14 protein-coding genes are annotated in these 13839 nt (G+C 75.2%); 4 read left to right on the top strand and 10 right to left on the bottom strand.

All coding sequences use genetic code 11. The annotated features are described in order from the left end of the window. Window positions 1-33: 33 nt before the first annotated feature. The 4 genes from J2S44_RS35550 to J2S44_RS35535 form a co-directional block, all read right to left on the bottom strand. Window positions 34-4740 (bottom strand): hypothetical protein, encoded by a 4707-nt coding sequence (locus tag J2S44_RS35550; protein ID WP_310423329.1) that lies wholly within the window; start codon window positions 4738-4740, stop codon window positions 34-36. Further along, on the bottom strand, window positions 4740-5459 hold the full coding sequence (locus tag J2S44_RS35545) for a hypothetical protein (protein WP_310423326.1): 720 nt from the start codon (window positions 5457-5459) through the stop codon (window positions 4740-4742). Before J2S44_RS35545 ends, J2S44_RS35550 begins: the two co-directional genes overlap by 1 nt. Next, window positions 5456-6958, bottom strand: a complete 1503-nt coding sequence (locus tag J2S44_RS35540; protein WP_310423323.1) for a hypothetical protein — start codon at window positions 6956-6958, stop codon at window positions 5456-5458. Before J2S44_RS35540 ends, J2S44_RS35545 begins: the two co-directional genes overlap by 4 nt. A 129-nt stretch (window positions 6959-7087) precedes the next feature. Next, window positions 7088-7729: a helix-turn-helix transcriptional regulator gene (locus tag J2S44_RS35535; RefSeq protein WP_310423320.1), complete on the bottom strand. Its 642-nt coding sequence runs from the start codon at window positions 7727-7729 to the stop codon at window positions 7088-7090. Window positions 7730-7792: 63 nt separating this feature from the next. On the opposite strand from J2S44_RS35535, the gene fdxA reads away from it, so the two are divergent. Further along, window positions 7793-8134 carry a ferredoxin gene (gene fdxA, locus J2S44_RS35530; RefSeq protein WP_310423317.1) on the top strand — a complete coding sequence of 114 codons (342 nt, stop codon included), beginning with the start codon at window positions 7793-7795 and terminating at the stop codon, window positions 8132-8134. After that, complete coding sequence (locus tag J2S44_RS35525; RefSeq protein ID WP_310423314.1) at window positions 8131-8535, top strand: hypothetical protein; 405 nt, start codon at window positions 8131-8133, stop codon at window positions 8533-8535. Before fdxA ends, J2S44_RS35525 begins: the two co-directional genes overlap by 4 nt. 222 nt (window positions 8536-8757) lie before the next feature. Here J2S44_RS35525 and J2S44_RS35520 read toward each other — a convergent pair whose 3' ends face one another. The 5 genes from J2S44_RS35520 to J2S44_RS35500 all read right to left on the bottom strand — a co-directional run bounded on the left by J2S44_RS35520 (window position 8758) and on the right by J2S44_RS35500 (window position 11977). After that, window positions 8758-9825: a sensor histidine kinase gene (locus J2S44_RS35520; RefSeq protein ID WP_310423312.1), complete on the bottom strand. Its 1068-nt coding sequence runs from the start codon at window positions 9823-9825 to the stop codon at window positions 8758-8760. 38 nt (window positions 9826-9863) lie between these two features. Beyond that, window positions 9864-10529: a response regulator transcription factor gene (locus tag J2S44_RS35515; protein ID WP_310423309.1), complete on the bottom strand. Its 666-nt coding sequence runs from the start codon at window positions 10527-10529 to the stop codon at window positions 9864-9866. A gap of 118 nt (window positions 10530-10647) precedes the next feature. Then, complete coding sequence (locus J2S44_RS35510; protein ID WP_310423306.1) at window positions 10648-11409, bottom strand: SDR family oxidoreductase; 762 nt, start codon at window positions 11407-11409, stop codon at window positions 10648-10650. Between the two features lie 78 nt (window positions 11410-11487). Then, entirely contained in the window at window positions 11488-11646 is a 159-nt protein-coding gene (locus tag J2S44_RS35505) for a hypothetical protein (RefSeq protein WP_310423304.1), read from the bottom strand. Between the two features lie 157 nt (window positions 11647-11803). Next, window positions 11804-11977 carry a hypothetical protein gene (locus J2S44_RS35500; protein WP_310423302.1) on the bottom strand — a complete coding sequence of 58 codons (174 nt, stop codon included), beginning with the start codon at window positions 11975-11977 and terminating at the stop codon, window positions 11804-11806. 82 nt (window positions 11978-12059) lie between these two features. Between J2S44_RS35500 and J2S44_RS35495 the strand changes: the two genes are divergently transcribed. Continuing rightward, window positions 12060-12665, top strand: coding sequence for a class I SAM-dependent methyltransferase (locus tag J2S44_RS35495; RefSeq protein WP_310423299.1), 606 nt, complete (start codon window positions 12060-12062; stop codon window positions 12663-12665). 48 nt (window positions 12666-12713) lie between these two features. On the opposite strand, the gene J2S44_RS35490 is transcribed toward J2S44_RS35495, so the two are convergent. Then, the gene (locus J2S44_RS35490) at window positions 12714-13076 is read right to left on the bottom strand and encodes a MerR family transcriptional regulator (protein ID WP_310423296.1); all 363 of its coding nucleotides are present in this window, start codon (window positions 13074-13076) and stop codon (window positions 12714-12716) included. A gap of 80 nt (window positions 13077-13156) precedes the next feature. Between J2S44_RS35490 and J2S44_RS35485 the strand changes: the two genes are divergently transcribed. Continuing rightward, entirely contained in the window at window positions 13157-13822 is a 666-nt protein-coding gene (locus J2S44_RS35485) for an SDR family NAD(P)-dependent oxidoreductase (RefSeq protein WP_310423293.1), read from the top strand. The last annotated feature ends 17 nt before the right edge of the window (window positions 13823-13839 follow it).

Below are 13839 nucleotides of genomic sequence, written 5' to 3'. Positions count from 1 at the left end.
AGCCAACCACGCGCCGGCCTCTCCGGGCAGGGCCTAGAGCAGCCGTTCCTGGCGGGGCAGGGTCAGGCGGGCCGTGGTGATCGTGGCGGTCAGCGCGTCCTCGTTCAGGTCGCGGTCGACCACCTGGGCGTACGAGCGGCCCTGGTTCTGGGTGTTGCGCATGCGCACCACGTTCGGGAACCGGCCCACCGCGCGCATGTCGCCGAGCCCGGACAGGAAGATGAGCTGGATGCCGTTCGCGGCCGCCACCCGGCGCTGCAGGTCGAGGAACGCCACGTAGTTCGCCGTGCCCAGCGGGTTGTCCATCGGCAGCACGCCCAGCCCGGGCACGTCCGACCCGCGGTTCGCCGCCCGCAGCCGGGCCAGCATGCAGAACAGCAGCAGGCTGATGGTGACCTTCTCGCCGCCGGACCACTTGCTCATCAGCTCGACCGGCTGCCGTTCCTCGCCCAGCGCCGTCGACGGCTTCAGCACCCGGGCGACGAAGTTGCCCTTGCCGACCGCGGCGGACGTCGCCTCCCAGGCCAGCGTCATCCCGTCCGGGATCGGCTCCTTGCGTTCGACCAGCTTGTCCACCAGCCGTTCGACCCGGGACCGCAGCACCGCGTCGCCGGTGTCCACGCTGGCCCGCGGGCCCACGTCCAGGAACCGCCGGTTGCTCAGCTGCTCGCCGAGCCCGCCCGGCAGCTGCGCGTGGTTCTGCGCCCGCTGCAACGTCTTGAGCGCCTCGCGCACCTCCGCGCAGAGCGCCGTCACGACCAGGTGCTTGTCCTTGTCGATCGCGGACAGTTCGCCGCGCAGCCCCTCCCGGTACTCGGTCAGCCGCGCCGCCAGCGCCTCCGCGTGCGGCGCGAGTTCGTCGACCGCGTTCTCGGTCCGGAACCGGTCCCGCACCTCCGGGCTGACCACCGCGAACCGTTCCTGCGCCGCCCACCGCCCGAGCCGGTGCCCGCCGGTCGTCAGCGCGCCCCGCGCGGTCGCCAGCGCGGACTCCGCCTCGTGCACCGTGCGCCGCGCCGCCCGCACCTCGCGGTCCGCCTCGAAGACCTCACCCGCGAACGGCACCGCCCCCGGCGGGTACGGCACGTCCTCGTCGACCAGGTCGGTCGCGGCCCGGTCGAGGTCCTCGGCCCGCCGGGTCGCGGCCCGCGCCCGGTTCTCCGCGGTCGTGGCCGACGCCGCGTGCGCGTCCGCCTCGGCCTGCCGGCGGTCGAGTTCCGCCCGCACCTCCCGGGCCCGCATGTCCGCCTCGGCCGCGGTGTCCGGCGGCGTCACGTCGACGCCCGGGGCGCGGCGCGCGGTCGCGGCCACGAGCACCCGCTCCGCCGCCTGCGCGTCCGCCCGGGCGGTGCCGGACGCGATCAGCGCCTCGTCGTGCGCGTCCTTGGCGATCGCGGTCGACCGCCGGACCGACACCGGGTCGGCCGCCTCCGGCGTGTCCGCCAGCAGCTCCGCGGCCGCGCGCTCGGCCCGGCCGAACGAGTCGATCTGGTCGTCCAGCGCGGCCAGCCGGTTGTTGATCTCGGCGATGGTGGCCTCCAGCGCCGACTCCGACGCCTGCCGCAGGTACGCCTCGTCCGCCGCCTGGTAGCCGGCCCGCGCGTCCGCCAGCGACGGCAGCTCGTCGACCGCGACGACGGCGGAACCGGCCACCCGCCGCAACTCGTCGGCCCGGGCCCGGTACTCCGCGGCCCGCGACCGCTTCTCCTCCGCCGCCCGGGTGGCCGCGCCCGCCGCAGCCGCGTACCGCTGTTCCTCGCCCTGCGCCGCCGCCAGCGCCGCCTCCGCCTCGGCCCGCGCGCCGGGCAGCGCATCGCGCTCCGCGCGCAGGCCCGCCATCGCCGGCACCCGGTGCACGATATCGGCCAGCACGCCCATCCGGATCGCCAGCGTGCGCCGCTCCGCCGCCAGCGCCTGGCGGCGTTCCTGCAGCTCCGCGTGCTCGGCGTCGAGCGCGGCCCGGGCCTCGGCGAGCGCGGCGCCGCGCAGGTCGGCGGACCGGACCTCCTCGTCCAGGCGCGCGATCGACTCGTCCAGGTGCTCGCGGTGGCCCGGTGGGCACCGGTCGACCAGGATCAGCAGCCGGTCCTTGAGCGTCTTGTCCCGGTCCCGGCCGTCCGTCAGCTCCTGGATCTGCTCGGCGCGGGACCGCTGCCCGGCCCGCCGCCGTTCCGCCTCGGCCGCGCCGGCCGTCCGGTCGAACAGCGCCTGCGCCGGTGCGATCACGAACCCGTCGCCCGGCTCCGGCAGCGCGTCCACGACCTGCCGCAGCGCGGCCGTGGTCGACACCCGGACCGCGCTGGTCGGCCGCAGTGCCGCCGCCGCGAGCGCGGCCCGGGCCCGTTCCAGGTCCTCGGCCGCGGGGACGAGCAGGCCGCCGACCAGGTCCGGCGCGGCCGCGATGGCCGGTGCCCACCGGCTCGGCGGCACCGAGTCGGCCAGGTAGTGCCAGCCGACGACCGCCGGGATCCGCTTCTCGGCCAGCACGTCCGCGGCCATCGCCAGGTCGAGTGCCGGTGGCAGCAGCCCGCGCGCGGATTCGAGTGCCCGGGTGGCCCGGTGGTCCTCCACGTCCGCGACCGCGAGGTCGATCCGCCGCCGGTCCGCGGTCAGGATCTCCTCGGTGAGCAGGTCGGCGAGCTTGCGGTGCTCCGCGATCGGGTCGATCCGGTCCGCCTCGGCCAGCATCAGCAGCCGGTGCTCGGTGGCCAGCGCGTCGATCTCCGCGACCAGCGGCTCGCGCTCCGCGACCAGCCCGGCCCGCCGGTCCAGCGCCGCGTTCCGCGCCCCGGCCAGCTCCGCCGTCTCACGATCGAGTTCCCGCCGCCGTACGCCCAGCGCCTCCACCGCCGCCGGCAGCGCGTCCTCCAGTTCCCGCACCACCGCGGCGTCCGCGTCCCGGGCGGCCTGGTACGCCTCCTCGATCTCCCGGTCGGAGACCGCCTCGGCCCGGACCGTCCCGGCCCGCCACGCCGCGCTCCCGCCGGTCCGCTGCCCGGGCACGGCCCGCCCGGCGCCACCGGGCTCGGACCCGCCGCCGTCGGCGGCCGCGGCGGCGTCGTCGACGGCCGCACCGCCCCGGGTGGCCGCACCGCCCCGGGTGGCCGCACCGCCCCGGGTGGCCGCACCGCCCCGGGTGGCCGCGCCGCCGGTGACCGCGTCGCCGTCGGTGGTGGATTCGCCGGCGCGGCCGGTCGCGCGGGTCTCGCCGACCGGCGCCGGTGTCGCGCCGTCGACGATCTCGTCGAGGACCGCGTCCAGGTGCCCGTCCGCGATCGCCGTCCCGATCGCGGTGGTGAACGCCGCGATCTGCTCGTCGATCGTCCGCCGCCGGGCGTCCAGGCCGCCGATCCGGGCCTGCAGCTCGCCCGCGGCGGCACGCGCGGACGCGTGCGCGGCGGACGACTCCGCCGCCGCGGCCGCGTGCGCGCCGGCCTCGGTCCCCAGCGTGCCGGCGACCGCGCGCAGCACCGCGACCAGCAGCGCCGCCGCCTCCGCGCGGGCGACCCGGGCCGGTTCCGCGCCGGCCTCCGCCTCCTCCTGGCGCTGCACCGCGCTGGCCAGCCGGCGGCTCGCGGTCAGGTGCTCGGCCAGCAGCGGCACTATCTGCCAGGCCGCGTGCTCCAGCGCGGACCGCCGTACCTCCTCCAGGGCCTCCTGGTGTGCGCCGGTCGCCTCCGCGTGCCGCAGGTGCGCGGCCCACCACACGTACTCCCGGATCTCCGCGTCGAGTGCGGCGACGCGCTCCAGCGCGGCCCGCTCGTCGGACCGGTGCGCCGACACCGACGCCGACTCGGCCGCGGCCCGGGACCGGGCGGCGTCCGCGGCCGCGCGCAGCGAGGCGGCCAGGCCCACGGCGGCGTCCCGGCGCAGCGCGACCGTGCGCTCCGCCCCGGCCACCTCGTCGCGCGCGGTGGCCAGGCGTTCCAGCAGCCCGGTCGCCTCGTCGCAGAAGTCGACCTCGGCGCGCAGCCGGGGCTGGCGGGCCAGCCGGTCGCGGGTGGTACGCAGGATCTCGGAGATCTTGCCGGCCGAGCCGGGGTCGGTGACCAGCGAGAGCAGGTACTGCACGAACTCGTCCGCGGTCTTGAACTTGAAGTGGTGCTCGATGCCGCCCTCGGTCGCGTTGATCTTCAGGATCGCGGTGAACAGGCCGGGGTCGAGACCGCGGTCGGTGAGCGCGCCGGCCCACCGCTCCTGCTTGGTGACCACGACCGGGTCCAGGTCGAGCGGCAGCGCCTCGAGCGCCTTGACGAACTCCTTGAAGTCCGTCGGCCGGCCGTCCGGCCGGGTGAACGGCAGCGTCTCGATCTGCGTGGCCGACGCGGTGGGGCTGAACGCGTACCAGCACTGGCGCAGCCGGTCGTGTGCCGCGTTCGGGTCGGCGGGCTGCACCCGGTCGGCCCACTCGTAGACCGCGCCGGTGATCAGGCGGCGGCCGCTCGGGTCGACCCACTCGACCACCACGTGCGCGGTGTCCCCGCCCAGGATGCAGTCCTCCAGGTGGCGGCCGGTGGTGGCGGTGGCGAGGAAGTCCCGGCGGTCCGGCCGGACCAGCGCGCAGACCAGCGCGATGAGCGTGGACTTGCCGCCGCCGTTGCGCATCCACAGGATCGTGTCCAGCGGCGTGCCGTCCCGGCCGGTGAGTTCGAGCGTGACGTCGCGGAACCGGGCCGCGGGCGAGCCGATCCGGTCGAGGAAGATGCGGCGCATCTGCCACAGCCGCGCGGGCGCCGCCATCAGGCGACCCGCTGCCGGTGGGCGCGCAGCGCGGCCAGTGCCTCGCCGCCGGCCACGTCCGCGACCAGGAGGCGGAAGCGGTCGGTGAGCTGGTACGACGCGGGCCCCATCTGCGGCATCAGCCGGGCGGCGCCGCGCTCGACGAGCCAGCCGAGCACCTCCGCGATCGCGAACTGGGTGCAGCCGCGGGCCGGGCCGGGCTGCCGGTCCTTCGGCTTGAACGACGGCATCCGGGCGTAGACGTTCGCGGCGACCCGGGCCTGCCCGTCGACCGTGTCCTCGTCGCCGGGCAGCGCGGACACCGCCTCGATCGCGTCCCGCACGAACGCGTCCAACGCGGCCACCTCCACGATCTTGACGTCCGTGCTGTCCAGGTCGAGCTGGCGGGGGAACGCGTACGCCGCGATGCCGAGCACGATCAGGCCGGCGACCAGCTTGTCGTCCGGGTTCATGGCGGTGCTGCGCAGGTCGCTCATCCGGACCGCGAAGACGCTGTTCGGCTGGGTGGTGAGCACGATGCCGCCACGGCTGGGCGCGCCGAGCACGGTCAGCCCGAGCCCGCCCGCGACCGCCTCGACCGTGTCCCGGAACTCGGTGTTGCTGCGGAAGCGCTCCAGCAGCACACCGTACGGGTTCGCGTCCGTCGGCCGGGCGCCCGCGCGCAACCCGAACGCGACCAGTTCCGCGGCCGCGCGCACGTCCTCCAGCGGCACCGTCACCGCGACTCCTCCGTTACCGCTTCGTCCCGCGTGAACCGGACCACCAGGTCGTCCCCCCACGCCACCGGCGTGTCCAGCACGTCGTCGCCGCGCTCCACGGTCAGCGACGCGACCAGCGCGGACAACCCGCCGTCGTCCTCGTCGGCGGCGTCCGACACCCCGTCCGGCGCATACGCCCACAAAGCGGACAGCAAGATCAACTCTATCGCATCCTGCGCGTCGCCCTCGGCCAGGTCCACCTCGGACAGCAGCGCCGACAGCGGTGTCGGCTCGTCGCTCGCCGCCCGCAGCACCCGGGACGCCGCGTCGATGACCACCGGAGGGTACGACTGGAGGTCCACACCCGTGGTCTCGCCCGGCCGCTCCGGGTCGAACTCGTCCGGCTCCGGCGCCCGGGGCGGCGCCAGCAGCGCGTCCACCAGGCTGTCCAGGTGCAGCAGCCGCGGCACGCGCAGGCCCAGCACCCGGTCGCCGAACGCCTCGATCACCGGCAGCGCGTCCGAGTCAGGCAGCCGCAGCACCGGGTGGAACAGCTCCTTCTCCGGGTCGAGCAGCCGCAGGTGCACCGGCCGGGCGAAGACCTGGCTCAGCTGCGCCTGGATGAAGACGGTGTGCGCCGAACCCACGCGGGACGCGAGATCGAGGTGCACCTGACGGATCCGGCGCAGCGTCTCGACCAGCTCGCCGGAGGCCTGCCGCACGGCCGCGTCCGTCTCCGTGTCGATGCCGGCCGCGACGTGGTTGAGCACCTCCGCGTCCTCGGCCACCCGCGACTCGACGTGCTCGCGGGCGCGCTCCAGCCGGCGCGGCACGTCGACCGCCCAGTCGACGGCGCGCACGTCCCGCCGGGTCGCCTCCATCAGCTCCGTCAACGACGCGGCCATCGCCACCGACACGCGCTCGGCCTGCGCGGCCGTCCGCCCGGCCGCCTCGAACCGCCGGTCGCGCAACTGCCGCTGCAACACCACGGAGAACGCCGCCTCCGCGTCGTCCACGTCCAGGTCCAGACCGCTGAGGTAGAGCATCACCGCCTGCGGCGACGCCTGCACGATCGCGCCGTCCGGGCTGTCCTGCAACTGGAGCAGCTTGAACGCGAACTCCTCGCGCCGCCCGTCGTCGTCGGTGAACGCGTAGACGAACGCGCGCTGCCCCTCCGCGTCGTTCAGCAGCCCCTTGATCACCCAGCGCGCCGCCTCCGCGCAGGCGTCCCGCGGCGCGCCCGGCGCCATCCGCACGGCCAGCTCCGCGATCGAGTCCAGCAGCTCACCGAGCGTGATCTGACGCGCGAACCCCATCGAGGCGACCGCGATGTCCACCGCCGCGAGCGCCAGCTGCCGCAGGTCGAACCGCCGGTCGTCGACGTTGGCGAAGGCCGCGTTGCGCACCAGCCGGGCCACCGGATCGGTGAGCACCAGCGCCCGCCACCGGGCCCGCATCGACGCCTCCGCCGAGGGCGACCGCAGGACCCCCGGATCCCCGTCACCCGTCTCGACCTGCACCGACACCCCTCACCCCCGTCACCTGCCGCGCCGGTGGACAAGGTTAGCCGAGGCCGCCGACCACCCGGCCCACCACCCACAGTAGTGATCTTGACCCCGCCGGCGCCCCACGACCGCGCCCGGCCGCCGTCAGCCCTCCAGGCGCAGCGTGACCAGGCAGCGGTCCGGGGTGGCGAACGGGGTCAGGCCGTCCACCGCGACCGGTGCGGTCAGGCCGTCCATCGCGCTCTCCAACAGCCCCTCGTGCAGCGCGCAGATCATGCCGCCGTGCGTGTCGACCAGGTCCAGGAACGGGCAGTGCCGCAGCCCGATCTCGCCGTCCCGGCCGGCCACCCGCGGCGGGTCCGGCGCGAAGCCGAGATCGTCGAGCATGTCGTGCAGCCAGACGATCGCGGGCTCGGTGCCGTCCGCCACCCGCACGTCGTCCGCGACCCGGCTGCCCCACCGGCGGCCCGCGTCCTGTGCGGCCGCGATCGGGTCGTCCGCGCGCGCCAGATCGTCGGCCAGCAGCTCCGCCAGCACCCGGTAGTTGCGCGGCCCGCCGCGATCCATCTCCCGCCGCGCGGTGAACAGCAGCGGCGGCCGGCCCGGACCGTCCGGCGTGCCGTGGACGCGGTCCGCGTGACCGGACCGTGCCAGCGTCTCCAGGTGGAACCGGGCCGTGTTCGGATGGATGCCGAGCCGCTCCGCGACCGCACCGATGCTGACCGGCCCGGCCGCGGCGCGCAACAGCTCCAGCACCTCCCGGCGCCGGACCGCGGGCTCACTCATGGCGCCATTCTCACACGTACCCACCGGGGTTTTCACTATCGGTTCTTGTATAAACTCGCTCGCATGGCTTACGTGATCGCGGAACCGTGCGTCGACGTCATGGACAAGGCGTGCGTCGAGGAGTGCCCGGTCGACTGCATCTACGAGGGCGGGCGCACGCTCTACATCCAGCCCGACGAGTGCGTGGACTGCGGCGCGTGCGAGCCGGTCTGCCCGACCGAGGCGATCTTCTACGAGGACGACCTGCCCGAGTCGATGACCGCCTACGCCACCGAGAACGCGGCGTTCTTCGCGGACACGCTGCCCGGCCGCGACGCCCCGATCGGCTCCCCGGGTGGCGCCGCCAAGATCGGCCCGGTCCCGGCCGACACGCCGTTCGTGGCCGCGCTGCCGCGCCGCCCATGAGCGCCGCCGCCGTCTTCGTCCGGCTCGGCATGGTCGTGGCGATCTCGTTCATCGAGGCGCCGCTCAAGTTCCGCGCCCCCGGCGTCACGCTCCCGATCGGTCTCGGCATCGGCCGCCTGGTCTTCCGCGCGCTCAACGTCGCCGAGGCCGTCCTGGCCACGTTCGCCCTGCTCACCGCCTTGATCATCGGCACCGGCACGGCCGCGCTGACCGTGCTCGGCCTCGCCGTCCTCATGCTGGCCGTCCAGGTCGCCGCGGTCCGCCCCGCGCTGACCCGCCGCTCGAACCGCGTCCTGGCCGGCGAGACCGGTCCGCGATCGTCCGCCCACCTGGTCTACATAGCGCTGGAGATCCTCAAAGGTGTCGCGCTGATCGCCGCCGGCGCGCTGCTGCTCGGCTGACCGGGACCACACCCCATGGTCCCGCTTCCGGCGTGGCGGCGTTCCGAGTGCTCCCGCGGGCACCGGTCGTCGCCGGCGCTCCTCCCTGCCGGTTCCGCCGCTGGTCACGCACAACCCCGGGCGGTCACCCGGCGACGGTCACCCGACGGCGGAGAGCCGACGGCGGTCACCCGACGGCGGAGAGCCGACGGCGGTCACCCGGCGGCGGGGAGCCGACGGCGGTCACCCGGCGGTGGGGAGCCGCACCACGACGCGCAGGCCGCCGGCCGCCCGCGGAACGAGCGTCAGCGTCCCGTCGTGCGCCCGCACGACGGCTGCGACGATCGCCAGCCCCAGCCCGGCACCGGCGTGCCCGGCGCGCGTCCGCTCGGCCCCGCGCCGGAACGGCTCGGTGAGCGTCGGGATCACCTCCGGCGCGAGCACCTCACCGCCGTTCTCCACCGTGAGCACCGCCCTCCCCGCACCGGCTCGCGTCACGACCCGCACGAAACCGCCCGCCGGTGCATTGTGGACGATCGCGTTCTGCACCAGGTTCATCGTCAACTGCAGCAGCAGCGACGGCGACCCGGTCACGTGCACCACGTCGCCGGCCACCTCGACGGCCACCCCGTGCGCCCCCGCCAGCGGCAGCAGCGTCTCCACCGCCTCCTCCGCCGCGAGCGACAGGTCGACCCGCTCCCGGCCGAACGACCGCCGATCGGCGCGGCTGAGCAGCAGCAACGCCTCCGTCAGCCCGATCGCCCGCGCGTTCACCACGTGCAGCCGGCCGATCAGGTCACCGTCGACCCGGGCCGGGTGCTCGCGGGCCACCTCCAGCATCGCCTGCGTGATCGCCAGCGGGGTGCGCAGTTCGTGCGACGCGTTCGCCGCGAACCTGCGCTGCTCGTCGACGTGCGCCTCCAGCCGGCCGAGCATGGTGTCGAACGCGTCCGCCAGTTCCCGGAACTCGTCCGCCCGCCCCGGCAACCGGATCCGGTGCGCAAGTGACCCGGTCGCCGCGGTCCGGGCCGCCTCCGTGATCCGGCTCAGCGGCGCCAGCATCCGCCCCGCCAGGATCCAGCCGCCCACCAGCCCGAACACCAGCAGGAACCCGGCGACGACCGCGGCCCGCGGCGCGAACGCGTGCAGCAGCTCGTAGCGCGTCGGGCTGTGCGGCCCGACCCGCGGCGACCAGGCCGGCGGCTGCGGCACGTACCGCAGCAGGAACACCCACACGACCGCGAGCAGCAGCGCACCCGCCACCATCAGGAAACCCGCGTAGCTGAGCGTCAGCTTCAGCCGCACGCTCATCCCCGGCACCCTGGGATCGTGGTCCACCGCCGCACCGCTCACGGCGCGACGTCGATGCGGTAGCCGGACCCGGCGACGGTCTCGATGACGCCGGGCTCACCGAGCCGCTTCCGCAGCGACGAGATCGTGATCCGCACCGCGTTGGTGAACGGGTCCGCGTTCGCGTCCCACGCCCGTTCCAGCAGCTCCTCCGCGCTCACCACGCCGCCGTGCGCCGCCACCAGCACCTCCAGCACGGCGAACTGTTTCCGGGTCAGCGCCACGTACCGCCCGTCCCGGAACACCTCCCGCCGGAACGGATCCACCCGCAGCCCCGCCACCTCCCACACCGGCGGCCGCGGGCGCACCCGCCGCCGGTCCAGCGCCCGCAGCCGCAGCACCAGCTCCCGCAACACGAACGGCTTGGTCAGATAGTCGTCGGCCCCCAGCGCGAACCCGGACTCCTTGTCGTCCAGCCGGTCCGCCGCCGTCACCATCAGGATCGGCATCCCGCTCCCGGACGCGAGAACCCGCCGCGCGATCTCGTCCCCCGACACGCCCGGCACGTCCCGGTCGAGGACCACGACGTCGTAGCCGTTGACACCCAACAGCTCGAGCGCCGTCTCACCGTCCCCGGCGACGTCCGCCGCGATCGCCTCCAGCCGCAACCCGTCCCGGATCGCCGCCGCCAGAAACGCCTCATCCTCCACCACCAGCACCCGCACGCCTCGAGGCTACGGGCCACCACATATCACCGGCCTACCAAAAACCTCCGGCCTTCGAACGCCCGGCGCCGGCGGCCGGAGTGCGGTGCCCCAAGCGGGGTGGGCGGTTCGCCGCGGGTCAGCCCAGCTGGGTGGGGACGACCGTGAGGTCGGCCAGGTTGACGCGGGCGGGCACCGCGACGGAGTAGACGACGGCGTCCGCCACGTCCTCCGCGGTGATCGTCTCCAGGCCGGCGCGGAGCTCGTCCAGTCCGGTCCGGGTGGCCTCGTGTGCCATGTCGGCGCCCAGCTCGGTCATCGCGAACGCGGGGGCGACGTTGCGCACCCGGACGCCGCGGGGGCCGAGCGCGGCGCGCAGGTTGCGGGTCAGCTGGGCGACCGCGGCCTTCGTCGCGCCGTAGACCGGGTAGTCGGCGAAGATCACGTCGGCGGCGATCGATCCGACGTTGACCAGGTCGGCGCGCCGGCCGGCGCCGGCGGCCGCGAGCAGGTCGTCGACGAACACGTGGCCGGTCGTGATCAGGCCGCGCAGGTTCACATCGATCATGCGATCCCACTCGCCGGTGTCCGCCTCCTCGAACGGCGCGCCGAGCATGACGCCGGCGTTCGCCACGACGAGGTCGGGCCGGCCCAGTTCGTCGCGGACCGTGCCGGCCGCGGCCGTCATCGCGGCCGAGTCGGACACGTCCACCGGCACCGCGAGCGCGCGCACCCCGTTCTTCGCCCGCAGCTCACCCGCCAGCTCGTCCAGCCGGCCGGCGCGCCGGCCGATCAGGGCCACGTCGGCACCCTCGTCGGCGAACCGCCGCGCCAGCGCCGCCCCGATCCCCGCGCTCGCCCCGGTGACGACCGCGATCCGTCCTGTCAGCATCTCGCTCATGCCGTCGAATCTATGAAGCGTCCCCGCCGGCAGGGAGGTCGTGCTGCACCCACCCACGCGATCGGCGGTGACCGCCCGTCACGGGGTGCGCCGCCGCGCCCGCCGCACGGCCAGCGCCGCCGACCCGAGCACGAGGACGGCACCGATCAGCTGCAGTCCGGGCGAGTCGTCGGCTCCGCCGTACACGAAGGCGGCGACGCCGGTCACCACGGCGAGGGCGACGAGGACGTAGTACATGCGGCACTCCTTGGCGTGGGTGGCCCTCATGCCACCGCACGCAGCACATCACCCGGCGACGTGCGCGGAGAAGCCGTTCGCCGGACCTCGCACAGGATCTGCACACCTCGCGCACACGGCGGCCGCACCGGGCCGAGTCCGCGGGGGCGGTCGTGGGTCAGGCGACGATCGCGGTGGCGACCGCGACCACCGCGGTGACGGCGGCGGCGACGGTCAGGGCGGCGAGTCGCGCCGGCCGGTGCCCGAGGCGGGCGTGCCGGGCGTGGCGGCCCCGGCGGCCACGCAGGTCGGAGGTCCGGACGAGGCGCTCGAGTTCGATGGTCGGCGTCATGGCCCCAACCTATGAGCGGTGCACCGCGTGGCGCGTGAGCCGCCGTACTCAGGTCCCGCAGGCGGGGCTCTACAGTGTCGTCGTGCACGAGCAGCCGGTACGGGAAGCCTATTCGTCGAAGTCGGAGCGGTACATCGCCCTGTTCGACGGCGACTGGCGCAGCGACGACGAGACGGCCCTGGTCCGGGACCACCTCACCGGTCTGGACGGCCCGGTGCTGGATCTGGGGTGCGGCCCCGGGCACTGGAGCGCCTATCTGCACTCGCTCGGCGCCGACGTGACCGGCGTCGACCTGGTCCCCGAGTTCGTCGGTCACGCCCGGACGCGCTTCCCCGGCCCGGAGTTCCGGCTCGGCTCGATGACCGCGCTCGACGTACCCGACCATTCGGTGACCGGCATCCTCTCCTGGTACTCGACGATCCACCTGCCGCCGCCGGAACTCGACCGGGCGCTCCGCGAGTTCCGCCGGCTGCTGACCCCGTCCGGGCGGTTGGTGATCGGCTTCTTCGACAGCGACGACGAGGTGGCGGCGTTCGACCACGCGGTCGTCACGGCGTACCGCTGGCCGGTGGACGAGTTCGCCGCGCGGCTGGCGACGGCCGGGTTCACCACGCTCGAGCGGCTGCGGCACCGGCTCCCGGACCGCCCGGACCGCCGGTACGCGGCCATCGCCGCCCGCGCCCACTGACCGCACCGGCCCACCCGGCACCAAAAACACCGGGCGCGACAGGAAGGGTCAGGCGGGCCGGTCCGCGGCGGACAGCAGGCCGTCGAGCGCGTCCCGTTCCGCGGCCAGGCGGCTCATCGCGGCGGTGATGCGGGCGCGTTCGCGGGTCAGGTGGCCGACCAGGCCGGGGCACGGGGACGGCACCGGGCGGGCGGCGTCGCCGTGCACGCAGTGCAGCACCTGGGCGATCACCGTGGTGGGCAGGCCGGCGGCGAGCAGCGCCCGGATGTGGAAGACCGTGGTCACGTCGGACGGCGCGTAGTCGCGGTACCCGTTGCCGCGCCGGACCGGCCGCAGCAGGCCCTGCTCCTCGTAGTAGCGCAGCAGCCGCCCGCTCACGCCGGTCGCCCGGGCCAGCTCCCCGATCCGCATCGCGCCTCCGGCTTGACCTTCACACCGATGTGACAGCTTAGGTTCGGCCCGTCGGCGATCACAAACATCGAGGGGTACGCATGGCGGGCATCATCATCATCGGGGCGGGGCCGGGGATCGGGCGATCGGTCGCCCTGCGGTTCGCGCGGGAGGGACTGCCGGTCGCCCTGATCTCGCGCACCGGCGGCACGGTCGGGGCGGAGGTGGCCGCGCGCGGCGTGCGCACGCTCACCCACCGCGCGGACGCCGCGGACGAGGACGCGCTGCGGGCCGCGCTGGACGAGGCGGTGGACGCGTTCGGCCCGCCGGACGTGGTGGTCTACAACGTCGCGCTGATCCGGCCGGACGCGCTCGGCGAGCTCGACGGGGACGCGCTCCGGCACGCCTGGACCGTCAACGTGGGTGGCGCGATCGTGGCAGCCGCGCACGTGCTGCCCGGGATGGCCCGGCGCGGCGGCGGTACGTTCGTGGTCACCGGCGGCATGCCGGAGCCGAAGCCGGAGTACGTGTCCCTCTCGCTCGGCAAGGCGGCCGTGCGCACGCTCGTCGACCTGCTGGACCGGCGGTTCGGTCCGGCCGGCGCGCACGTCGCCACGGTCACGGTGGCCGGCCCGGTCGCGCCCGGCACGCCGTTCGACCCGGACGACATCGCGGACCGGTTCTGGCAGCTGCACACCCAGCCGCGCGCGCACCGGCAGCGCGAGATCGTCGTATCCGGCGAGCCAGCCGTCGTACCCGTTGACTAGGGTCTTCCGGGTCAGCC

The organism is Catenuloplanes niger (assembly GCF_031458255.1).
Taxonomy (GTDB): Bacteria; Actinomycetota; Actinomycetes; order Mycobacteriales; family Micromonosporaceae; genus Catenuloplanes; species Catenuloplanes niger.
The sequence above is the reverse complement of the archived record's forward strand: the minus strand, read 5'-3'. Positions and strand labels throughout refer to the sequence as shown.